General features: G+C 57.1%; 15 protein-coding genes. 3 read left to right on the forward strand and 12 right to left on the reverse strand.

Going from position 1 to position 22002, the window contains the following annotated elements:
• The first annotated feature begins 6 nt into the window (after window positions 1-6).
• Together Q9R35_RS12980 and Q9R35_RS12985 are read left to right on the forward strand one after the other, a co-directional pair.
• Window positions 7-1203: an ABC transporter substrate-binding protein gene (locus Q9R35_RS12980; protein WP_311219958.1), complete on the forward strand. Its 1197-nt coding sequence runs from the start codon at window positions 7-9 to the stop codon at window positions 1201-1203.
• 77 nt (window positions 1204-1280) lie between these two features.
• Complete coding sequence (locus tag Q9R35_RS12985; protein WP_311219964.1) at window positions 1281-2030, forward strand: ABC transporter permease; 750 nt, start codon at window positions 1281-1283, stop codon at window positions 2028-2030.
• A 259-nt stretch (window positions 2031-2289) separates the two neighbouring features.
• Here Q9R35_RS12985 and cysG read toward each other — a convergent pair whose 3' ends face one another.
• The 12 genes from cysG to Q9R35_RS13045 form a co-directional block, all read right to left on the reverse strand.
• Window positions 2290-3744, reverse strand: a complete 1455-nt coding sequence (gene cysG / locus Q9R35_RS12990; RefSeq protein WP_063692230.1) for a siroheme synthase CysG — start codon at window positions 3742-3744, stop codon at window positions 2290-2292.
• Window position 3745: 1 nt separating this feature from the next.
• Window positions 3746-5455, reverse strand: coding sequence for an assimilatory sulfite reductase (NADPH) hemoprotein subunit (cysI, locus tag Q9R35_RS12995; RefSeq protein ID WP_311219959.1), 1710 nt, complete (start codon window positions 5453-5455; stop codon window positions 3746-3748).
• Window positions 5456-5466: 11 nt separating this feature from the next.
• Window positions 5467-7299 carry an assimilatory sulfite reductase (NADPH) flavoprotein subunit gene (locus Q9R35_RS13000; RefSeq protein ID WP_311219960.1) on the reverse strand — a complete coding sequence of 611 codons (1833 nt, stop codon included), beginning with the start codon at window positions 7297-7299 and terminating at the stop codon, window positions 5467-5469.
• Between the two features lie 154 nt (window positions 7300-7453).
• Window positions 7454-9118 (reverse strand): AMP-binding protein, encoded by a 1665-nt coding sequence (locus tag Q9R35_RS13005; protein ID WP_042489219.1) that lies wholly within the window; start codon window positions 9116-9118, stop codon window positions 7454-7456.
• Between the two features lie 23 nt (window positions 9119-9141).
• Window positions 9142-9714: a chalcone isomerase family protein gene (locus Q9R35_RS13010; protein WP_042489216.1), complete on the reverse strand. Its 573-nt coding sequence runs from the start codon at window positions 9712-9714 to the stop codon at window positions 9142-9144.
• Between the two features lie 19 nt (window positions 9715-9733).
• Window positions 9734-10252 (reverse strand): DUF4442 domain-containing protein, encoded by a 519-nt coding sequence (locus tag Q9R35_RS13015; RefSeq protein ID WP_026484839.1) that lies wholly within the window; start codon window positions 10250-10252, stop codon window positions 9734-9736.
• Between the two features lie 9 nt (window positions 10253-10261).
• On the reverse strand, window positions 10262-11587 hold the full coding sequence (locus Q9R35_RS13020) for an OmpP1/FadL family transporter (RefSeq protein ID WP_042489213.1): 1326 nt from the start codon (window positions 11585-11587) through the stop codon (window positions 10262-10264).
• 125 nt (window positions 11588-11712) lie between these two features.
• Window positions 11713-13656 carry a 3-hydroxyacyl-CoA dehydrogenase NAD-binding domain-containing protein gene (locus tag Q9R35_RS13025; RefSeq protein ID WP_311219961.1) on the reverse strand — a complete coding sequence of 648 codons (1944 nt, stop codon included), beginning with the start codon at window positions 13654-13656 and terminating at the stop codon, window positions 11713-11715.
• Complete coding sequence (locus Q9R35_RS13030) at window positions 13653-14948, reverse strand: acetyl-CoA C-acetyltransferase (protein WP_042489205.1); 1296 nt, start codon at window positions 14946-14948, stop codon at window positions 13653-13655. The genes Q9R35_RS13025 and Q9R35_RS13030 overlap by 4 nt, the downstream gene beginning before the upstream one ends.
• Entirely contained in the window at window positions 14945-17290 is a 2346-nt protein-coding gene (locus Q9R35_RS13035) for an acyl-CoA dehydrogenase (RefSeq protein ID WP_311219962.1), read from the reverse strand. The genes Q9R35_RS13030 and Q9R35_RS13035 overlap by 4 nt, the downstream gene beginning before the upstream one ends.
• 124 nt (window positions 17291-17414) lie before the next feature.
• On the reverse strand, window positions 17415-18068 hold the full coding sequence (locus Q9R35_RS13040; protein WP_045930425.1) for a TetR/AcrR family transcriptional regulator: 654 nt from the start codon (window positions 18066-18068) through the stop codon (window positions 17415-17417).
• 106 nt (window positions 18069-18174) lie between these two features.
• On the reverse strand, window positions 18175-19602 hold the full coding sequence (locus tag Q9R35_RS13045) for an NAD-dependent succinate-semialdehyde dehydrogenase (protein WP_042489195.1): 1428 nt from the start codon (window positions 19600-19602) through the stop codon (window positions 18175-18177).
• An 849-nt stretch (window positions 19603-20451) separates the two neighbouring features.
• On the opposite strand from Q9R35_RS13045, the gene Q9R35_RS13050 reads away from it, so the two are divergent.
• Window positions 20452-21969: a TolC family outer membrane protein gene (locus Q9R35_RS13050; protein ID WP_081251510.1), complete on the forward strand. Its 1518-nt coding sequence runs from the start codon at window positions 20452-20454 to the stop codon at window positions 21967-21969.
• Window positions 21970-22002 lie beyond the last annotated feature (33 nt).

Below are 22002 nucleotides of genomic sequence, written 5' to 3' on the forward strand. Positions count from 1 at the left end.
CACTTCATGATTGAATCTCCTACGTCCCGTACCCGTCGCGACCTGTTGAAACTGGCGTCCTTGTTGACGGTAGCGGGCGCTGCACCCTTGATGGCCCAAGGGGCAGCCCGTGCACAAAGCGAGTCGAATGCGCCTTTGCGTATCGGCTATTTGCCGATTACCGATGCCACCGCCATGTTGGTCGCGCATCACAATGGATACTTTGAAGAAGCAGGCATTGCGGTGGAAAAGCCTGTGATGGTGCGCAGCTGGGCGCAACTGGTTGAGGCCTTTATCTCTGGTCAGGTCAACCTGGTGCACTTGCTCTCGCCCATGACGGTGTGGGCACGCTACGGCAGCAAAGTGCCTGCAAAAGTGGTGGCCTGGAATCACATGAGTGGCTCTGCCATCACGGTGGCGCAGAACATCAGCTCGGCCGAGCAGTTGGGCGGGCAGACAGTGGCTATTCCTTTCTGGTACTCGATTCACAATGTGGTGTTGCAGCATGTGCTCAAAGCACACGGCCTGACGCCAGTCGTGAAAAATGCCGGTGCGCTGGCACCCAATGAGGTCAATCTGGTGGTGATGGCCCCTGCCGATATGCCTCCGGCCTTGGCTTCGGGTCGAATTGCCGGTTTTACTGTGGCTGAACCTTTCAATGCCTTGGCTGAAACTCAAGGCATGGGCCGCATCCTGCGCTTTACCGGCGACGTTTGGCGCGATCATGCCTGTTGCGTAGCCTTCATGCACGAGCAGGATTTGCAGACTCGACCCCGATGGTCGCAAGGCGTGGTGGATGGCCTGGTCAAGGCACAGATCTGGATACGCAGTAACCGTGCTGAGGCGGCCAAGATTCTGTCGCGCGAAGGGGGTAACCGTTATACCCCGCATACTCAGGAAAATCTGTTGAAAGTGCTGTCCCCGGACCCGGCAGATCGTGCGCAATATGTGAAGTCTGGCGTGATTCGTCATCCGGACTGGGACGACCAGCGTATCGATTTTCAACCTTATCCTTTCCCCAGCTACACCGAGTCTTTGGTGCAAATGCTGCAAGGGACCTTGATCCAGGGCGAACGTGACTTTCTGGAAGGGTTGTCTCCTGAGCACGTGGCCAGTGATCTGGTGGATGACCGCTTTGTCCGTGCCGCGTTGGAAAAGCAGGGTGGTCTGGCGCAGTTTGGCTTGTCCGAGCAATACAGCCGCAACGAGAGCATTGTTGTATGAGTTTGAGTGTGTCTGCTTCTTCTTCGCCATTGGCGCAGTCCGATCCGCGATCGGCTGCGTCTTTGCGACGTCCAAAATTGAATGCCTGGATTGCCAGCACCCTGTGGGGGCTGGGCGGTTTGTTGGCGGGAGTCGTGCTGTGGTACCTGGCCACGGCCTGGTCCAGCAGCTCTTTAATGCAGCAATTCGGTCCTGCAGCCGCGTTTCATAGCTTGCTGGAAATACTGGGCTGGTCAGAGACCTGGATGCACGTAGGCGCCAGCTTGCAGCGTATTTTTGTGGGCCTGGCCATTTCATTGGGGGTTGGCGTGCCTGCTGGATTGCTGCTGGGCTTGTCAGTCCGAGCCCACGCCGCATTGACTCCCTTGTTCCAGTTCTTGCGCATGATATCGCCCCTGTCCTGGATGCCTATTGCCGTCATGGCCTTCGGGATTGGCGATGCTCCGATTTATTTTCTACTGGGTGTGGCTGGTGTCTGGCCTGTCTTGCTGAATACGGCTTCGGGTGTACGTCATTTGAATCCGCGTTGGCTGATGCTGGGGCGCAGTCTGGCAGCCACCAAGATGGAAACGCTTTTGTATTTGATTCTGCCCGGCATTGTCGGCTCGGTACTGACGGGTAGCCGACTGGCCATCGGTGTCTTGTGGATTGTGCTGGTGCCCTGCGAAATGCTGGGTGTGTCAGCCGGTTTGGGTTATCTGATTCTGGATACGCGTGATCGCATGGCGTATTCCGAGTTGATGGCCGTAATTGTCCTGATTGGTCTGATTGGCTATCTGCTGGATAGTGCGTTGCGAGCCATGTTTGCGGCTTTTGGACAGCGTTAAAAACATAGGCTTGCCCTTCGACTTCATGAAGGTTGAGGCAGTTGACCGCTCGGTGCTTTCAAGAAGTGCAGGGTAGCGAAAATGGCCACGGAACCCGCCGTTTCACACTTTTGCTGCATCGCTCGTTAACGGTGGTGTGCGTGTTTGGCGGCTGTTGCAGAAGCACCGGAATACCGACTAGAAAGGCCCTCAACAAGACATGTTGAGGGCCTTTTCATGTTCATCTTGGTGCAGCTATTACTCTCTAGGGGCGGCGGGTTCAGGCTGCGACTAGCGTACTATCCGTGTCCTGTTCAATCGCCGTACGTGGACTGAGCTGGTCAATCAACTCGCCATACCAGGACAGGGCAGTGCCCAAGGTGGCGACCTGACCAATCACCAAAATGCAGGGGCTGGCAAACTGATGTTGCTGTGCATCCTGGGCAATATTTTCCAGTGTGGACAGCAAGGTGCGCTGTTCAGGGCGCGAGCCGTTTTCAATCAAGGCGCAGGGCGTAGTGGCACTACGGCCACGCTGTACCAGCTCATGGCTAAAGCCCAGGATTTGCTGCAAGCCCATGTACACAGCTACCGTCTGACTGGTATCCAGCAGCGGGTTCCAATCCTCGATACCGTGACCACTTTTACGATGTGCCGTCACAAACTGTACGGACTGAGCGTGATCACGATGTGTCAGGGGAATGCCGCTGTAAGCCGCACATGCAATCGCAGCCGTGATGCCGGGCACCACTTCAAAGGCGACACCGTGCTCGGCCAGATATTCCAACTCTTCACCGCCGCGACCAAAAATAAAGCCATCGCCGCCTTTCAGGCGCACTACGGTTTGGCCGGCACGAGCGTGTTCAATCATCAGCTGATGAATGCGGTTCTGGGTTTGATGATGGTCTTCGCCCAGTTGTTTGCCGACAAAAATGCGGTGAGCATCACGACGGGCCAGTTCCATTACCTGATCGGACACCAGGCGATCGTACAGAATCACATCAGCGCGATTCAGTGCACGCAGGGCATGCAAGGTCAGCAGACCTGGATCACCGGGACCTGCGCCTACCAGAATCACACGGCCTTGTGTGGCGCGAGGCGATTCCGGCTGTTGCAGCGCGTTTTCCAGACTCAGGCGTGCCTGTTCATTCTGATGGCTGCGCAGTGCCGACCCCACCGGGCCATCCAGCAGCCAGTCGTAAAAACGGCGGCGCGCACCCAGCTCGGGGCGGGCGCGCCGAATGGCGCTGCGGTATTCCTGCGCCAGACGGCTGATCGCACCCAGGCTGTGGTCCAACATGGTTTCCAATTGCTCCCGTACTCGCCGTGCCAACATGGGGGCTGATCCCGCTGAGGAAATCGCAATAATCAGCGGTGAGCGATCCACAATGGCAGGCACCTGAAAACTGGACAATTCGGGGTCGTCCACCACATTGACCAGAATGCGTGCTTCTTGTGCGTCCTGGGCAATGACCTGGTTCACGTCCCGCTTGTCGGTGGCGGCAATAATCAGCCAGGCCCCTTGCAGATGCTGGGCCTGATAGCGCTCTCGAATCAGGGTGATGCGCCCTTGCTTGGCCAGCTCTTCCAGGCTGTCCACCACATAGGGGGCGACCAGCGTGACCTGGGCACCCGCCGCCAGGACCAGACGCACTTTGCGCTCGGCGATTTCTCCACCGCCGACCACCAGTACGGCGCGCTGCTTCAAGTTGGCGAATAAAGGAAAGAGGTTCATATCAGGCCGGTTGCAAAACCAAAGGAATCAAGCGGCTTGAAGGCTCGGCAACTACGCCAGCGCGAACCAGAAAATCACCAAAGTGTTCGCCTTCCAGACGCTCGGCGGCGAAGCGGCCAAACAGCTCGTCCAGAATGCGCAGAATTTCAGGTTCGGCAATATTTTGGCGATAGATCACGTTCAGGCGTTCGCCGCTGAAGTTTGCGCCCAAGCGCAAGTCATAACGGCCCAGAGCACGGCCAACCAGGGCGATTTCACCCAGGTAAGGGCGGGCGCAGCCGTTGGGGCAACCGGAGATACGCAGCACAATGCGCTCATCACGCAGCTGGTACTTGTCCAGCAGGGTTTCCAGCTTGGGCAGCAAGATGGGGGCGTAGCGTTCGCTCTCGGCCATGGCCAAACCGCAAGTGGGTAGAGAGACACAGGCAATCGTGCTGCTGCGTATGCCGCTTTGTGTCTGGTACACATCCAGTTTGTGGTCAGCAACCAGCTTGTCGATCTTGGCCTTATCTTCTTCAGGCACATCGGCAATGATCAGGTTCTGGTTGCAGGTCAGACGGAATTGTCCCTGGTGAATCTTGGCAATTTCACGCATACCCGTCAGCCAGGGGCCAACTTCGGTATCCATGATGCGGCCCGAATCGATACGCAGGCTCAGGTGCCAGCGGCCATTGCTGCCTTGGGTCCAGCCGAAGCGGTCGCCATTGTGGTCAAAGTGATAGGGGCGCGAAGGCTCCAGCGTTTGGCCACTGCGGTTTTGCACTTCTTCCAGGAACCAGTCGGCACCCAGCTTATCCACGGTGTATTTCAGACGGGCATGACGGCGTTCGTCGCGGTTGCCATGGTCACGCTGTGTGGTGATAACGGCTTCGCAAACGGCCAGTAATTGCTCGGGGCGAACAAAGCCGATTACGCTGCCCAGTCGCGGGTAGGTGGTGTCGTCGCCATGAGTGGCACCCATGCCGCCGCCAATGGCGACGTTAAAGCCCAGCAACTGGTTGTTTTCAATAATCGCGATCAGGCCGATGTCCTGCGCAAATACGTCCACATCATTCAGGGGAGGCACGGCAATGCCGATCTTGAATTTGCGGGGCAGGTAAGTCTTGCCGTAAATCGGTTCAAAGTCTTCGCCGTCAATGGCGTCTTCGACTTTTTTGCCGTCCAGCCAGATCTCGGCATAGGCGCGGGTTTTGGGCAGGAAGGTTTCGGAAATCTTGTCAGCCCACTCTTGAACCAGACCGTGCTGCTCGGACAGCAAGGGATTGGTGGCGCTGACCACCTGACGGTTCACGTCGCCGCAAGTGGCCAATGTCGTGGACATGGCCTTGTTGATGGCTTGCAGGGTGGGCTTTAAAAAGGGCTTGCGCACGCCGTGCCATTGAAAGGTCTGACGGGTGGTGATGCGCAGGCCAAACTGGGCCCAGTCACAGGCGATCTGGTCAAAGGCCAGCCACTGGGCGGGCGTAACCACGCCGCCGGGCAAGCGGGCGCGAATCATGAAACTGAACGCCGGTTCCAGCTTTTGTTTGCGACGCTCTTCGCGCTGGTCGCGGTCGTCTTGCTGATAGCTGCCGTGAAATTTCAGCAGCTTGTTGTCGTCTTCGCTGATGGCGCCGGTAATGGGGTCTGCCAGACCCTCGGTAATGCCACCGCGCAGATAGCGGCTATCAATTTTTACTTGCTCGATAGCGGCGATTTTCTTTTCTGTCATGTCCTTGCTTCTCAGTAAACGTCGCGGGCGTAGCGGCCCTGCGCCGAGAGTTCTTCCAACCAGCTGCGAGCCTGGTCTGCGTCCAATCCACCTTCCTGGCGGGCGATTTCCTGCAGGGTCTGGTGTACGTCCTTGGCCATCTGGTTGGCATCACCGCACACATAAATGTGGGCGCCGCCCTGAATCCAGGCATAGACCTCGGCTGCTTTTTCCAGCAAGCGGTGCTGTACGTAAACCTTGTTTTCCTGATCGCGCGAGAAGGCCAGGTCCAGGTGTTGCAACTGGCCGTCCTGCAAGGCGCGTTGCCATTCGGTCTGGTAAAGAAAATCGGAATGAAAGTGCGGGTTGCCAAAGAACAGCCAGTTGCGGCCTTCACCACCCTGAACGCTGCGTTCCTGCACAAAGGCACGGAAGGGGGCAACGCCGGTGCCGGGACCAATCATGATTACGTCACGGTTGCTGTCTTCAGGCAGGCGGAAGCGGGTATTGGGGTCGATAAAGACCGGCACGGTGTCGCCTTCGTTCAGGCGGGCCAGATAGTCGGAAGCCACGCCCCAACGATCTTGTTCATTGAACTGGTAGTGCACATTGGCCACAGTCAGATGCACTTCTTCGTCCACCTCGGACTGGCTGGAGGCGATGGAGTACATGCGGGGTGCCAGGGGGCGCAAGGCTTGCACCAGTTCGGCAGCGCTCCAGCTGGCTGGGAAGCGTTCCAGTACATCCAGCACTTGATGGGTTTTCAGCAGCTCTTGCAGGGTGCTCAAACCATCTGGGCCCACAGCTGTTTGCAGAACGGCATCGCTATTGCGCTTGGCCAGTTCCACCAGAAACGGTTTGGTCAGTTGCGTCAGCTCGCGGTAGTGGCTCAGCCACTCTTGCAGCGTGTGCGATTTGTCCTGAATGGTGACGGTCTCTTGCGGGTCCAGCTTCAAAGTCTGAATAACCGCTTCGACCAGCTTGGCGTTTTGCGTGGGCCAGACACCCAAGGCATCACCGGGTTGGTACTTCAGGCCACTGCCTTCCAGCGACAACTCGTAGTGATAGATATCGCGGGTGCTGTCGCGACCGGTAATGCTTTGGCTTTGCAGCACGGTGGCCTGGAAGGGATTGTCGCGAGTAAAGCTGCTGCGAGCCTGGGTTTCCAGCACCGTAACGTTGTTGGACTGGGCGGCAGGAACTGCCGCCGCGGCGTGGGCCTGGTGATCTGTTTCCAGAAAACCGAAGGCCTTGTCCTGCCAGGGGGCGGCAACCGTATCAATATCCAGATCGGCCAGGCCTGCGTCCAGAATGCGTTGCGCACCCAGAGCCAACAGACGTTGATCGATCTTTTCTGCGATCCCACAGAACAGGGGGTAGCTGGAATCGCCCAGGCCCAGCACACCGAATTTCAGCTCGGGCAGCTTGGGAGCACGGGCACCGGACAGGAATTCGAAAAACGCGATGGAATCGTCTGGCGGGTCGCCTTCACCCTGGGTGCTGATAATGACGTACAGCAGACGCTCTTCTTTCAGCTCGCGCGTGGGGTAACGGTCGGCACGCAGCAGGCGCACGGGGATACCGGCGGCTTCGCAGCGTTGGGCAAAGGCTTCGGCGACGCGTTGGGCATTGCCTGTCTGGCTGCCAAATACAATAGTGGCAGGTCGTTGGGCGGGCGCAGCGGCGGCCGGGACCAAAGACAGTTCAGGAGAAACAGGCGCTTGAGCGGGAAGGCCGGTGTGGCGCACTTGCGCGACACCCGCGAGATAGCCGGACAGCCAGTTCAGGGACAGCGGATCGAGCTCGTCGGTAATTTGAGCAATCGCGGTGCGATTGGACTCCGAGAGGCGGGACAGGGCGTGCATTCTGACACTCGCTTATATAAATAGTTTGTCCCATTCTAAAGAGCGGTATCAGGGCTACGAACGATCCGATTCTTATTTGTTTATGAATCCTTCGGTTAATGAAAAAGGGGCATAAGCCCCTTTCATCTTGGTCTAAGCGCGTGCGAAATACGTGTTATGGACGTAGTTCCCGGCGCAGGATCTTGCCTACGTTGGTACGTGGCAGGTCGTCGCGGAACTCGACAATGCGCGGGGCCTTGTAGCCGGTCAGGTTCTTGCGGCAGAAGGCTATTACGTCTTTTTCCGTCAAATCGGGATTGCGGCTGATGACATAGAGTTTGACGATTTCGCCTGCTTTTTCATCCGGCACACCGACGGCGGCGGCCTCGACAATATCCGGGTGCTGGGCGGCGACGGCTTCCACTTCATTGGGGTAGACGTTAAAGCCAGAGACCAGAATCATGTCCTTTTTACGATCCAGCAGGAAGACATAGCCTTGCTCATCCATATAGCCGATATCACCCGTGCGCAAGAAGCCGTCACGATCAAAAACCTTGGCGGTTTCATCGGGGCGTTGCCAATAGCCGGGGGTGACTTGCGGCCCGCGAATGCACAGCTCGCCGGTTTCGCCCAAAGGCAGATCGTTCTGGTTTTCGTCACGTATGCGTATGTCGGTAGACGGTACAGGCAGACCAATCGAGCCGGTGAACTCTTGTTTGTCCAGCGGATTGATCGTGGCGGCGGGTGAGGTTTCAGTGAGTCCATACGCCTGTGCCAAAGGCTTGCCCGTGGCTTCCAGCCAGCGCTTGGCGACCACTTCCTGTACGGCCATACCGCCGCCCAGCGTAAAGCGCAGGGAGGAAAAGTCCAGTTTGCGGAACTCGGCATTGTTCAGCATGGCATTGAACAGGGTGTTCACCCCGGTAATGGCCGTAAAACGCAGCTTGGACATGTCCTTGATCATGGACGGAATGTCGCGCGCATTAATGATCAACAGGTTTTCGGCACCCAGACGCAGGAACACCAGCAGGTTCGCGGTGAAGGCGAAGATATGGTAGAGCGGCAGGGCGGTAACAACGCAGTCGATCTGACCTTCTTTCAGATACGGGCGAATCCAGGACAGGGCCTGGCTCAGGTTTGAAACCAGATTGCCGTGGGTCAGAATGGCCCCTTTTGCAACGCCTGTCGTGCCCCCGGTGTATTGCAGGCAGGCAATGTCATCGTGGGTCAGCGTGACGGGGGCGGGTGCGCGGCCCCGTCCTTGTGCCAGTACAGCTTTGAACGAGACAGAGCCTGGCAAGGACCAGGCCGGCACGCCCTTTTTAATATGGCGTACCACTTGATTGACCAGCCAGCCCTTGAAGCCGCCCAGGCAATCGCCCACGCTGGTCACAATGATTCGCTTGATCGGCGTTTCGTGCAGGATTTCCTGCAGCACGTGGGCAAAGTTTTCCGCAATGATGATGGTTTCCGCGCCGCTGTCTTGCAACTGGTGGCGCAGTTCGCGGGCGGTATAGAGCGGGTTGGTATTGATAATGGTGGCCCCACTGCGCAATACCCCATACAGGCTGATGGGGTACTGCAGCATATTGGGCATCATCAGGGCGACACGGTCGCCTTTTTTCACGCCTTGGCTTTGCAGCCAGCTGGCCAGGGCCAAGGCATTGTCCGACAGCTCGCGGTAGCTCATGCGTTTGCCCATGCTGATATAGGCCGTGCGCTGCGCGAACTCGGTACAACTTTGTTCAAATACATCCAGCAAGGACGAGTACTGCTGGGCCTGATCTTCGATAGTGGCAGGAATACCAGTGGGGTAGTTCTGCAGCCAGACTTTATCCATGAAGCGCTCCGAGGCGTGTAGGTTCAAGACAATCCCAGCAGGGCCTTTTTGAGCGATTCTTGAGCAGGCTTCTTGCCTAGCCAGATTTTCAACAAAGCAGGGGTCAGATCAGGGTGAGAGAGCTCGCCCAGGACCTTGTCGTTAAACAGGATCTTGACCTGTGCTGCGTTCATGTCCAGCACCACGATGTCGCCTTCCTTGGCTTCGCCAACCTGACGCATCAAATCTTCAAATTGCTTGATGACGGGGTCCAGTTCCTGCCTTTCAGGATCAGTCAGGTTGTTGTGAATGCCGTCTTTGAGGGCATCAATCAGGGTTTGGGCGTCCAGGTCACGTTTAAGGACCAGCCGTACTTGATGGGGTCCGGGTGACTGGATAATGGCGTCGGCATCCTGGGAAGGAGACGCGGTATAAAGGGCGGCAACGTACACATCAAAAACAACTTTCTTGCGCAGGCCTGCCCCATTCAGTTTCAGGCTTTGCTGCTCGACGGTGACCGTGTCCGGCACGGTGACATTCGCAACAGTGGCGGCCTGGGCAGCGGGTAGCCCCAGGGACAGACTTAAAATCAGGGCGGCACAGCGGGGGGTAAACATGAAGCGGTCCTCCGGCAAATTAGCGTGATTGTGATTTCTGCTTGTAGAAGTGGGCGTCGGCGATGTAGATGGTGCGTTCCACCGTGGTGTAGATCTGGCCTTCCGGGTCCTGGATCTGTACGGTAAATGTGGCTTCAGCCTCGTGGTATTGGTCTAGCTGTCCTCGTATTGCGTCCAGTTCATCTGGATTGATTTGAAAGTTGGCATACAGCGTCTGGTAGCCAGGGCGGCGATACTGGATCTCTGCATTCTTGTCCCAGACAATCACATGACGTTGCAGGCCGGCCAGGAGCATGGTGGCGTGCACGCCGTCTGTAATGGCAAACAGGGATCCACCAAATAAAGAACCATTGATATTGCGAGTGCGTCGACGCAATGGCAGGCGTACGACGATGTGTTGCAAGTTCGCTGAAACTTTGTGGACCCGCCCGCCGGTTGCCCGGAAGGCGGGGTGCCAGTTAAAGCCCAGCTGCAAAAAGCGCGCACGCCATGTGGGGGGCAGACGTGCGAGCAGCTCCATGCGGCGACTGCGGGCCATAGTGCATCCTTAGAAGCGATAGCTGAACTGCACGCCCAGGATGTCACCACTGTTTTTGTAGGTACCGCGTGTCAGACCACGGCCAGCCGGATCCGTGTTGTTGTTCATGTCGGTATTTTTCAGGAACAAGTGGGTGTAGCCGATATCCCAAGTGGCATTCTTGCTGGCGCGATACTGAGCACCCAGGGATACCCAGTAACGGTCGCTGTCAGGCAGGGCGGTTGGGCGGTAGTTCTTGTCGCGTACTGGTGATTGGTCCCAAGCAATACCACCCTTGAAGGTCCACTGTTCGTTGTAGTGGTAGTTGGCGCCCAGGGCGACGCGCCATGCGTCCTTGAATTTCAGCTCCAGGCCGGAATTCTTGGCGCCGGGGCCGCTGTTTTCAATGGTCAGGCGCGGGATGCTGCTCCAGCCTGTCCAGGACACGTCGGCCAGCAACTGCCAGCGCGAATTCAGGTCGTGCACCAAGCTGACAATGGCGGTGTCAGGCAGCTTGATGGTGGCTTCGGCATCCCAGTTGATGTTGGGAGCAGGAATGCCTGCTGGTACGTTGCGGTTGCGCAGCTTGGTGTCGCCGTCAGCCGTGACCTTGATTTGCGAGCGATAGGAAACGCCCAAACGAGTGCTGGGGGTAATTTGGTACAGCAAACCGGCGTTCCAGCCCCAGGCGTCGCCCTTCATCTTGACGCGGGTGTCCATGTCCAGTGGGCCCAATGCCGGGTGATAGCCGACGGGGGTAGCCAGACGGTAGTCGGCATCAATGTGCAACCAGTTCACACCCACACCGAAGGACAACTGATCGTTGACCTTGTAGGCCACCGACGGGTTGACGTTGATGGTTTCAATGGCAAATTTTTCGGAGTGGTAACGGCCAACCCAGCCTTCGTCATATTCGGTTGTCAGACCAAACGGGACACCAATACCCAGGCCCACCCACCACTTGGGCGAGAGCTGGTGGGACAGATAAATATTGGGAACAGCGGCGACTTTACCGGCATCACCACCTGAACCGCCGGTGGCGGGACGGCTGGCGCCACCCGTCAGGGCCAAGGGGTCGGTACTGCCTTTATCGGAGAACTTGAAGGTAGGTTTAATCGCATTAAAACCTGCCGAGAAGTTGGTCTCGGGCAACAAGGTCATGCCGGCCGGGTTGAAGTAGATCGTGCTGGCATTGTCACCAATGGCGGCCGAGCCTGCGTAGGCATTACCCAAGCCGCTCGCATTCTGTTCCAGCAAGTTAAAACCAGCCGCTTGGGCTTGACCCATTCCCATGCTCATTCCCAGAGGAATCAGCAAAGCGGGGATGGTACGCAAAGCTACAACCGTCTTTTTCATGTCTCTTCTCCAAGGTATAGGTGCGACGTCTGACAGAGGCTTATGACAAGTTTTAAAACACCTGTTTGTTTTCTATGGTGCATGACCTAGGCCAATCGGCGTATAGGTATTTGTGCCAATCCGAACTAATTGCGTTGTTTTTGTGTTGCTTTGTAATGCAACGGACCTCCGCGGAAAGGGGCAAAGCCGGTACCGAAAATGACACCTGCATCGGCCATGTCATCGTTCTCCACAACCCCAATCCGAACCTGATGCTCGGTCTGTTCGATAAGGGGTTTAATCAAGCGATCTGCCAGACCGCTTGGAACCGTTCCCGCAGGAGACTTCTGGGCTTTGCCATCCTTCCAGGTGTAGAAACCCTGGCCGGTTTTACGGCCCAGTTCCTGACTATCCAGATGGGATTTCAGGCAGGCTGGCATGGCCGCTTGCTGGCTAAGTTGCGCGCCCGCATCACGGGCAATATCCAGGCCCACGGTGTCTGCCAATTCAAGTGGGCCCATAGGCATGCCGAACTGCAGCATGGCTTTGTCCACGGTGGCCGGGTCCAGTCCTTCGTCCACGCAACGCATGGCTTCCAGCATATAGGGAGCCAGGACGGCATTGACCAGAAAGCCGGGGCTGTCCTTGACGGGCAAGGGCAGCTTGCCGATCTGGTTCACAAAAGCGTAGGCGGCACTGCGCACCTCTGGGGCCAGCAGTTCGCTTTCCACCACTTCCACCAAGGGCATGCGAGAGACCGGGTTAAAGAAGTGAATGCCTACCAGCCGTTCCGGATTGATCAGGTTCAGGCTGAGCTCGGACAAGGGTAGGCTGGAGGTGTTGGTCGCCAGTACGGCACCGGGTTTTAGCAGAGGCTCAATGGTGGTGTACAGGCTACGCTTGGCATCGGCGTTCTCGAAGATCGCTTCCAGGACCAGATCTGCCGAAGGGATACCGTGGCCGTCCGGGTCCGGGATCAATCGATCCAGCGCGGCTTGTACCAGCCTGCGGTCTTTGAGACGGCGCTGGAACAGCTTGGCGGCACGACCTTGAGCCTGGGCGATACGTTTGCGGTCCTGATCCTGCAAGGTCACACGCATTCCTTTCAGTGCACATACGGCAGCGATATCACCTCCCATGACGCCGGCGCCAACCACATGGATATGGCTGACTTCTTGCGTCGATGAGTGCTTGCCCACGCTTTTCAGGCGCTCTTGCAGATGGAATACACGCAGCAGATTGGCCGCGGTGTTGGAACGGGTGATTTGCTCGATCAGCTCGGGAGCTTTCAACGCGTTGCCGTTGTGTTTTTCCCAGATCTCCAAAATGGCACGAGGGGCCTGATAGTGCTGATACGGATCGCGCTTTTCCAACTGCTTGCGCACTTGGCCAGCCACCAGGGGGCGCAGCAGCTTGGTATTCATCAGGCGTGGCAGACCTTTGGCACGACGTGGTTTCTTGCCACTGAGCACCTGCTTGACGGCGGCTTGCTTGGCCAGACGGACAGGGACGCAAGCATCGACCATACCTAGACGGGCGGCCTTGCGAGCATCCACGCTTTTGCCACTGAGCATCAAGTCCATGGCAGCGGCAGGGCCTATATATTCAGGCAGGCGCAACATGCCGCCCCAGCCGGGGAAAATACCCAGCATCACTTCAGGCAGAGCCAGCCGCGTGTCGTCCTGATCTACCGCCAGGCAATAGCGGCAGGCTAGGGCCAGCTCCAGACCACCGCCCAGGCAGTGACCTTGCACCAGCGCCAACGTGGGGTAGCTTTGCTTGGCCAGCTTGTTGAACACTGTCCAGCCACGAGTCACCAGGGCCAGGCCCTTTTCCGGGTTGTTGTTGTGTTCGGAGAATTCATCAATGTCGGCGCCAGCAATAAAGCCGGCGGTTTTGCCCGAGTAAATAATCAGGGCTTTGGGAGGATGGCTGCTCAGGTAATCCAGGGCCTGGTTCAGCTCCTGCAAAACAGCGGCAGAGAGTCGGTTGACCGAGCTGCCCACGCAATCGATTTTCAGCCAGGCAATTTGCTGATCGTCCGTGTACAGCGTGAAGTCTTGCAAATTCAAGGTAGCGACGGGCATCATGATTCAGTTCCTTGCAGCGATTCGATCAGCATGGCACCGCCTTGACCGCCGCCAATACAAATAGCGGCCATGCCCAGGCGCAAGTTGCGACGACGCAGGGCATTCAAGCAATGCAGCACAATTCGGGCGCCGGAGGCACCCACCGGATGGCCGATTGCAATAGCACCGCCGTCCACATTGAGCTTGTCCATATCCAGCAGTCCCAACGCATCACGACCCAGGTGTTTTTGGCACCATTCCTGATCGTCCCATGCAGCACGACATGCTAGTACTTGTGCTGCAAAGGCCTCGTTGATTTCCCACAAGTCCGGGCCATTTAGGGCCAGACGGTTGCGCTCCAAAATAGGTGTTGCGGCGAACACAGGGCCCAGGCCCATGGTGGCCGGGTCCAGACCGGCCCATTGCGCATCCACAATGCGGCCAATGGGTTTGAGCTGATGTTCCTTGACGGCCGCTTCACTGGCCAGAATCAGCAGGGCTGCGCCGTCAGTGACTTGAGAGCTGTTGCCGGCCGTGATATTGCCCCAGGGCGGGTCAAAGACCGGGCGCAGCTTGGCCAGTTTTTCGGGTGTGGAGTCTTCGCGTACACCATCATCTTGCGGGTAGTTATTACCGCGCGTGTCGCTAAGCGGCACGATTTCTTCAAAAGCGTTTTCTTGCTGGGCGCGCAAGGCCAGACGGTGACTGCGGGCCGCAAATTCGTCCATATCCTGACGGGTAATGCCAAATTCGTGCGCCAGATTTTCAGCGGTCTGGCCCATGGACAAACCGACCACGGGATCGGTCAGCCCTTTGAGCAGGCCGATGACAGGCTTCAAGTAGGACAGGCGCAGACTACGCAGGGCTTTCAGACGTGCGCCTGCACTGCGGGCCTTGCCCCAGGTGGCCAGCCAGCGCACCATGTCGTCGCTGAACAGGATGGGGGCGTGAGACAGCGCATCGACACCACCGGCCAGCACCAGATCCGAGCGGCCGGTTTGAATGGCCTGCACGCCCGAATCCAGCGCTTGCATGCCCGAAGCGCAGTTACGCATCACGGTCCAGCCTGGCACTTTGTGACCTGTGCCCAGACGCAGACCCAGAACCCGGCCGATATTGGTTTCATCGGGCGAGGGGGCGGCGCAACCCAGAATGACCTCGCTGAGTTGCGGAGCCTCAAAGGGTTGGCGCAGCAGCAGCTCGCGTCCTGTTTGTACGGCCAGATCTCCAGCGGAGAAGGGGCCGGGCGCATTACGCGCTTTCAGAAACGGGCTGCGCGCGCCGTCAATAATATAGACCGGTTGAAAACTCATACTTGGCTCCCACTGGCGGCTTCAGCGGCCGGATTTTCCCGACGCAGATCGAAGGGGAAATCATCCACGGCAATAACGCGGTCGCGCACGATATCGCGGGCCTGGATTTGTTCATATTCCTGGGCGGTGATGCCACCGGCCTGGAAGACGGCTTCGGCTAGATCGCGCACGTTGGCTTTGGGGTTGTCCTGCAATTGACCGCTTTTCTCGAATTGACGGATTTTGGCGTCAATATCGCGAGTGTTCAGCGTCGCCAGCAAGGCGGCTTCAATCGCGCCGACGGGCTCCATATCGTCCTCAGGCAAGTAAGTGTCGTAAGTCAGGCGATCACGAGTGGCACCGGGTTTGGTCAAGAGCTTGGCAACGGTGTGATCCAGCTTGTCATCGGGACCCAGACGGCGCAGGCCCAGAGGGAAGACCAGGAAGCGCAGCACGGCAGCCAGAGGACGGTTCGGGAAGTTTTCCAGTACCTTGTCCAGCGCATGTTGAGCGCGCATCAAGGCGTCTTGAGCCGCCCAGTGAGCCAAAGGCGCATCTTCTTGCTGGCGGCCTTCGTCCTGGTAACGCTTGAGTACGGCGCTGAGCATGTACAGCTCGGATAACACATCGCCCAGACGCGAGGACAGACGCTCACGCATTTTCAGCGAACCACCCAGAACCAGCATGGACGCGTCGGCCAGCAAGGAGAAGGCGGCGCTGTAACGGCTGGCCTGGCTGTAGTAGGTGTGCATGGCCTTGGAGGTGCCGGTAGGGCCGCTTAGCAAGCGCCAGCCACCCAAGCCCAACCAGAAGGAGCGACCTGTGTTGGCCAGTGTGTAGCGGATGTGTGCCCAGAAAGCCTGGTCAAATTTACGCAAACCGGCTTCGCGGTCAGGGTTTAGTGCAGCTGTCATCTCTTCCAGAATGAAAGGATGGCAACGAATCGCGCCTTGGCCAAAGATGATCAGGCTGCGCGTCAGAATATTGGCGCCTTCCACCGTAATACCGACAGGGATTTGCTGGTAAGCCCGGCCCAGGAAGTTGGAGGGGCCAAGGCAAATGCCTTTACCACCAATCACATCCATACCGTCGTTCACCACAATGCGACCACGTTCAGTCACGTGATATTTCACGATGGCTGATACAACGGAGGGTTTTTCGCCCAGATCGACAGCCGCCGCCGTCATGGTGCGGGCGGCATCCATCGCATAGGTATGGCCGGCAATGCGAGCCAGTGCTTCTTCCACACCTTCAAATTTACTGATGGCGCTTCGGAACTGGGTACGCACGGCGGAGTAACCACCCACGGCGCGGCTGGTCAGTTTGGCCATGCCGGTAAAGGAGGAGGGCAGGGAGATGGAGCGGCCGGCAGCCAGACATTCCATCAACATGCGCCAGCCTTGGCCAGCCATGTCGGGACCACCAATAATGAATTCCAGCGGCATGAACACGTCTTTGCCGCGGGTGGGGCCGTTCATGAACATGGCATTCAGGGGGAAGTGACGGCGACCGGTATCAACGCCAGGGTGATCGCTAGGGACCAGGGCGCAGGTAATGCCAATGTCTTTTTCGCCACCCAGCAAACCGTCCGGGTCATAGAGCCGGAAGGCCAGACCCAGCAAGGTGCACACCGGAGCCAGCGTGATGTAGCGCTTGTCCCAGGTGACGCGCATGCCCAGCACTTCCTGACCTTCCCATTCGCCTTTGCAAACAATACCTACGTCAGGAATGGAGGCGGCATCGGAACCGGCCCAAGGGCTGGTCAGTGCGAAAGCGGGAATGTCACGGCCATCTGCCAGACGGGGCAGGTAGTGTTGTTTTTGTTCGTCAGTACCGTAGTGCAGCAGCAATTCTGCCGGCCCCAGCGAGTTGGGCACCATCACCGACACGGACAAGGCCGAGTTGCGGGTGGATAGCTTGGCCACGACTGCCGAGTGCGCTTGCGCCGAAAAACCGCGACCGCCGTATTCCTTGGGAATAATCAGGCTGAAGAAGCGATTTTCTTTCAGATAGTTCCAGACCTCGGCAGGCATGTCGAAGTCTTCCTGGCTGACTTGCCAGTCGTCAATCATGGCGCAAGCCACGTTGACCTCATTGTCCATGAACTGGCGCTCTTCATCGGTGAGCCGGTAGGCCGGATAAGAGCTCAGGGTGTTCCAGTTAGGTTTGCCGCGAAACAGCTCGCTTTCCCACCAGACCGTACCCGCTTCCAGCGCATCGCGCTCGGTTTGGGACATGGCAGGCAAAACGCTGGAAAAAGCGCGGTAGATTGGGCGGCTTAGCCACTTGGTACGTAGATTCCGGTTTTTGAGAACGTAGACGCAGCCAAGCACTAGCACTATCAATAGCAAGGTCACAAACATAGCAACTCCGGACTAGCTCAGAAAAAAAAGAAGAAGGATGCCCCCACGCTGCACCTTCGGCTTGCTGCCCCCCGAGGGGGGCGTGGTTCACCTTGGTGTAGCTTGGTGGTCAGGACCGTTCAGCTCAGGCGCTGGCCGGCAAAGGAGCTCGTAATCCACCCAGCAGGAAACTCATCAGACGTTGTTGCAGTTGTTGCTCACTTTCGGGACTGTCGCTAAGGGGTAGTTGCAAGGCCCGACGTAGTGATTGGGTGCCCATTAATGCGTAAGACGTGGCACCCAGCATGAAATGGAATCGCCAGATGATTTCTTCTTCCGGCACAGTGGGCAGGGCTTCGTGTAAAGCCTGCTTGAAGGGCAGGAAGATGGCGACTTGTTCGTCCCAACAGATGGACTGAATGAAATCCTGCGGCGCCGGGCGGTCTTGCCCGGGCAAAGGAATAAACGAGCGGGGGGTGCCGTTGCCTGAGCCTGCCAGGCGGATCAGAGGGCCAAAAAAGGCGTCCACCACCTGGGAGGCTTTCAACGGACCTTCACCGGCTTGCTGGCGATAAAAAGCCAGCTTTTCCAGACGCTCTTGATTGATGCTGTTCAGGCGGCGCTGGAACACAGCCTGCGTCAGTCCGTCTTTACTGCCAAAGTGATAATTGACGGCAGACAGGTTTACCTTGGCCTGCGCCGTAATTTGGCGCATGGAGGTGTTTTCGTGACCGTACAGCGCGAACAGATGTTCGGCTGCATCAAGAATGGCGGACTGTGTTCGATCAGAGCGTTTCACCGTTATTTCCTAATTTCAAACGAGTGTTTGAATAATGTAACGGGAATGCGGAGTTAGTACAGTAGGGGTTCACCCTAGCCCCGCAAAGCGAGGCCAGGGGCCAGTCTTAGATCTGGGTCACAAATTTGGTGACTAAGTATCCGTCAAAGGTTTCAGCACCGCCTTCGCTGCCTATGCCGCTGTCCTTGACGCCACCAAACGGAGTCTCGGGCAGGGAGCTGCCAAAGTGGTTGATATTGACCATGCCCGATTCCAGCTCTGTGCCCAGTCGATGCGCATCTTGCAAAGACTGTGTAAAAGCATAGGCAGACAAACCATAAGGCAGGCTGTTCGCGCGGGCGATGGCATCGTCCAGGTCGCTGTAGCGGGTCAAGGGGGCGATGGGGCCGAAAGGCTCCTCGGTCATGACCAGGGCATCGTCAGGTAAATCCGTCAGCACCGTGGGCGAGAAAAAGAAACCGTCACGCTTGATCTGCTCACCGCCCAACAACACTTTGCCGCCCAGAGAGCGGGCGTTGTCGACAAACTTTTGCATCATGGGGATGCGGCGCTCGTGAGCCAAGGGGCCCATTTGGGTATCCGGGTCCAGACCATCACCTACCTTCACATTGGCCAGCTCTTCGGTGAAGCGGTCCACGAAGGCTGTGTAAATATCGTCATGGATATAAAAGCGCGTGGGGGAGATGCAAACCTGCCCGGCGTTACGGATCTTGAAACGAGCCAGCTGACGAGCAGCCCGGGCCACATCGGCATCGGGCAGGACCAGTACGGGCGAGTGACCGCCCAATTCCATGGTGATGCGTTTCATATGAGCACCGGCCAGTGCAGCCAGTTGCTTGCCTACAGGCACAGATCCGGTAAAGGATACTTTACGTACGATGGGCGAGCGGATCAGGTAGTCCGACACCTCTTGCGGCACACCCCAGACAATGTTCAGCACGCCGGGCGGCAGGCCGGCATCGTGGAAAGCTTGGGCAATGGCCATGACGGCGCTGGGAGAGTCCTCGGGGCCTTTCAGAATAATCGTGCAGCCAGCACCGATAGCGGCGCAGATTTTGCGAATAGCCTGGTTGTAGGGAAAGTTCCAGGGCGTAAAGGCGGCGCAGACCCCAATAGGCTCACGCAATACCATTTGCTGCACTTTGGGGTTGCGGGCGGGAATGACACGGCCATAAATACGACGACATTCTTCGGCGTGCCAGTCTGCATGATCGGCGCAGGACATGATCTCGCCGACGGCCTCGGCCAAGGGTTTTCCTTGGTCCAGCGTCAGATTGCGGCCAATTTCCTGGGCGCGCTCGCGGGACAGCTCCGCCACCTTGCGCAGAATCGCACTGCGATCCATGGGCGAGCTGTGACGCCAGCTTTTGAATGCGGCTTGAGCGGCATTCAGAGCGGCATCCAGATCCGCCTGGGACGCCAGGGGCAGTTGGCCCAAGCTACTGCCATCGGCTGGGTTGATGACGGCCTGGGTCTGGCGACCTTGCCCGTCCAGGAATTGACCATTGATATACAGGGCCAGGTGTTGATACATGTGCGGCCTCCAAGTTGTCTGTGTTGCTAACTAAATACGTACTGTTCGATGGTATCGGGCGAGCAGAAACGGGACAAGCGTGGGCGGCGGATATTGCAGCAACGGATTGTTCAGAGAGGCAACAAACGGGCGCGAAACAGGGAGCTCTTCATGCGATTGTTATAAGTTTTTGATTTCATATCCCTTTTTGAAGTCCTGACAAAGAGATGAAAATCGACATCAAGTTGCAATAAGAAATCGTTACAAATGCAGCATTCTTAATGTGAGCGATTGTTATGCTTTTAACAATGAAAATGTTTTTATCGCTTGGTGATATCTCGGTTTTACCTTGATGTAACCTAAATGCTTATTAAGGTGAAAGTTTTTTGTAAATTATTACCAACGATCAAGCCAAGTGGGACAGGCGCAACAGTTATTGGTTTAGTGCCTAATCGCCCGAAATCGTTTAATTTCAGTGTATTGTTGCCTTTTTTATCACAGGCTATTTATCATTTTTAACATTGTCATCCACGAAGGCTCTTGTAATCTAAGATACAATTTGTCCCGTGATCTACGTGATGGGTTTCACTATGCGTCACGTAAAAAGTCACAATCAGACACAAGGTTATGCTCCAAGAATACAGGTCAGAAGCCTGTAGCTCCGCCTTGTCTTGCCCCGGTCCATTATGAACATACTGCTGCGGCTGGCGATGTATTTACCAGTCTTAGGTGTAAAGCCCATGTGCAATACATAGGTGTTGGGCCCTCGGGTGGTGTTTCTTTCGCTTTGTTTGAGCGACACACCGAACCCATTCTTCTTTCATTTTTGTACTTAAATTTGATCTGGCAATGCGTTGCAACGCTGACGTGATGGCGTCTGTTGCGGACGTGGCACAGGATCTTACGGAGGCCGACGTGCGTGGTAAGAAAACTCTAACAGTAAGTTCGCTGCTGACAGCGTTACTGCTTGCGCAACCAGCGCTTGCCCAGCAGGAAAACAGCTTGAGCTTCAAGGACAGTATTGAGCGGGCAATCATGTCCAATCCTGAACTTGGTGCTCGCTTCCAGGATTTCCAGTCTGCGCTTGAAGGCCAGAATGTCGGCCGTGGCGCCTTGATGCCTGAAATCAATGCTCAAGGTTGGGTTGGCAAAGAGTGGCGTGGCAGCACATCGGGTGCTCCGTCTACGGACTGGTCCCGCCGTGGTTACAGCCTGCAGCTGCGTCAGTTGATTTTTGATGGTTTCTCCTCGATCAACCAGGTGCGTCAGCTGGGCTACGAAAAACTGGCTACCTACTACGAACTGCTGGCATCGGTAGACTCCCTGGCTCTGGAAGCGGCTAACGCGCACATCGACGTGCTGCGCTACCGTGAAATGGAAAAGCTGGCCCGTGAAAACTACGGCATGCACATGAACATCCTGGGCCAGATTCAGGAGCGTTCGGCATCGGGCGTAGGTCGTGGCGTTGACCTGGAGCAGGCGTATGGTCGTCAGTCCCTGGCTCAAAGCAACATGATGACCGAGGCCGGCAACCTGAACGACGTGTTGCAACGCTACCGTCGTATCGTGGGCGTGGCTGCTCCTGAAGTCATGCAAGCGGCGCCTAGCCTGAGCGAGTCGATTCCCGCCAAAACAACTGATTTCTTGCCATCCTTGCGCACCAGTCCTGTGATTCTGGCCAAGCAGGCTTTGTATCAAGCTGCCGAGTCGGGCAAGCACGTGGCTCAAGGCCGCATGTCGCCGACGCTGGAGTTTCGTGCCGCCACCGGTAAAGACAAAAGCGACCCTCCCGGTTCCGCTTACCGCGATTCGCAAAGCAGCAATATTCAGCTGATGCTGTCGTACAACCTGTTCCGCGGTGGTGCCGATGCTGCTCGCATCCGTCAGACAACGGCTCAGCAATACGCTGCCCGCGACGTGCGTGACTACACCTGCCGCAACGTGCAACAAGACCTGGCTGTAGCCTGGAACAACATTGAGCGCCTGCGTGCTCAGTTGCCATTCCTGAAACAGCACGAACTGGCTACGTCCAAGGTTCGCGTTGCCTACATGCAGCAGTTCCAGATCGGTCAGCGCTCTTTGCTGGACTTGCTGGATACGGAAAACGAATTGTTTGATGCGCGTCGTGCTCTGGCCAACGCTACTTACGACCTGCAGCAAGCTGAATACCGTTGGCTGACCTTGTCGCACCGTCTGGTGTCGGCAGTTGGCCTGTCCCAGCCGTACTCGGAGCAGCCTGAAGAGGCCGCCAAGCTCGACTTCCCCGAAGAGGCATTCAAGGCATGCATGACGCCTGTCCCAGATACCAGCAACCTGACTCCGGTTTCTGTTGATTACCGCGACGGCATGGCTCCGCCAGTCCTGCGCGAGAAGCCAGCCGGGCTGTAAGTCGCTGCTTCTTGGCGTTATTAGATAGAAAGG

Origin of the sequence: Alcaligenes sp. AB3 (assembly GCF_031844565.1) — a bacterium.
GTDB classification, from domain to species: Bacteria; Pseudomonadota; Gammaproteobacteria; order Burkholderiales; family Burkholderiaceae_B; genus Alcaligenes; species Alcaligenes faecalis.

What these genes read in the sequence shown, in the direction of transcription:
- Q9R35_RS12980 (WP_311219958.1), top strand. Translation starts at nt 7, where the DNA reads ATGATTGAATCTCCTACGTCCCGTACCCGTCGCGACCTGTTGAAACTG.
- cysG (WP_063692230.1), bottom strand. Translation starts at nt 3,744, where the DNA reads ATGAACCTCTTTCCTTTATTCGCCAACTTGAAGCAGCGCGCCGTACTG.
- cysI (WP_311219959.1), bottom strand. Translation starts at nt 5,455, where the DNA reads ATGACAGAAAAGAAAATCGCCGCTATCGAGCAAGTAAAAATTGATAGC.
- Q9R35_RS13000 (WP_311219960.1), bottom strand. Translation starts at nt 7,299, where the DNA reads ATGCACGCCCTGTCCCGCCTCTCGGAGTCCAATCGCACCGCGATTGCT.
- Q9R35_RS13005 (WP_042489219.1), bottom strand. Translation starts at nt 9,118, where the DNA reads ATGGATAAAGTCTGGCTGCAGAACTACCCCACTGGTATTCCTGCCACT.
- Q9R35_RS13010 (WP_042489216.1), bottom strand. Translation starts at nt 9,714, where the DNA reads ATGTTTACCCCCCGCTGTGCCGCCCTGATTTTAAGTCTGTCCCTGGGG.
- Q9R35_RS13015 (WP_026484839.1), bottom strand. Translation starts at nt 10,252, where the DNA reads ATGGCCCGCAGTCGCCGCATGGAGCTGCTCGCACGTCTGCCCCCCACA.
- Q9R35_RS13020 (WP_042489213.1), bottom strand. Translation starts at nt 11,587, where the DNA reads ATGAAAAAGACGGTTGTAGCTTTGCGTACCATCCCCGCTTTGCTGATT.
- Q9R35_RS13025 (WP_311219961.1), bottom strand. Translation starts at nt 13,656, where the DNA reads ATGATGCCCGTCGCTACCTTGAATTTGCAAGACTTCACGCTGTACACG.
- Q9R35_RS13030 (WP_042489205.1), bottom strand. Translation starts at nt 14,948, where the DNA reads ATGAGTTTTCAACCGGTCTATATTATTGACGGCGCGCGCAGCCCGTTT.
- Q9R35_RS13035 (WP_311219962.1), bottom strand. Translation starts at nt 17,290, where the DNA reads ATGTTTGTGACCTTGCTATTGATAGTGCTAGTGCTTGGCTGCGTCTAC.
- Q9R35_RS13045 (WP_042489195.1), bottom strand. Translation starts at nt 19,602, where the DNA reads ATGTATCAACACCTGGCCCTGTATATCAATGGTCAATTCCTGGACGGG.
- Q9R35_RS13050 (WP_081251510.1), top strand. Translation starts at nt 20,452, where the DNA reads ATGGCGTCTGTTGCGGACGTGGCACAGGATCTTACGGAGGCCGACGTG.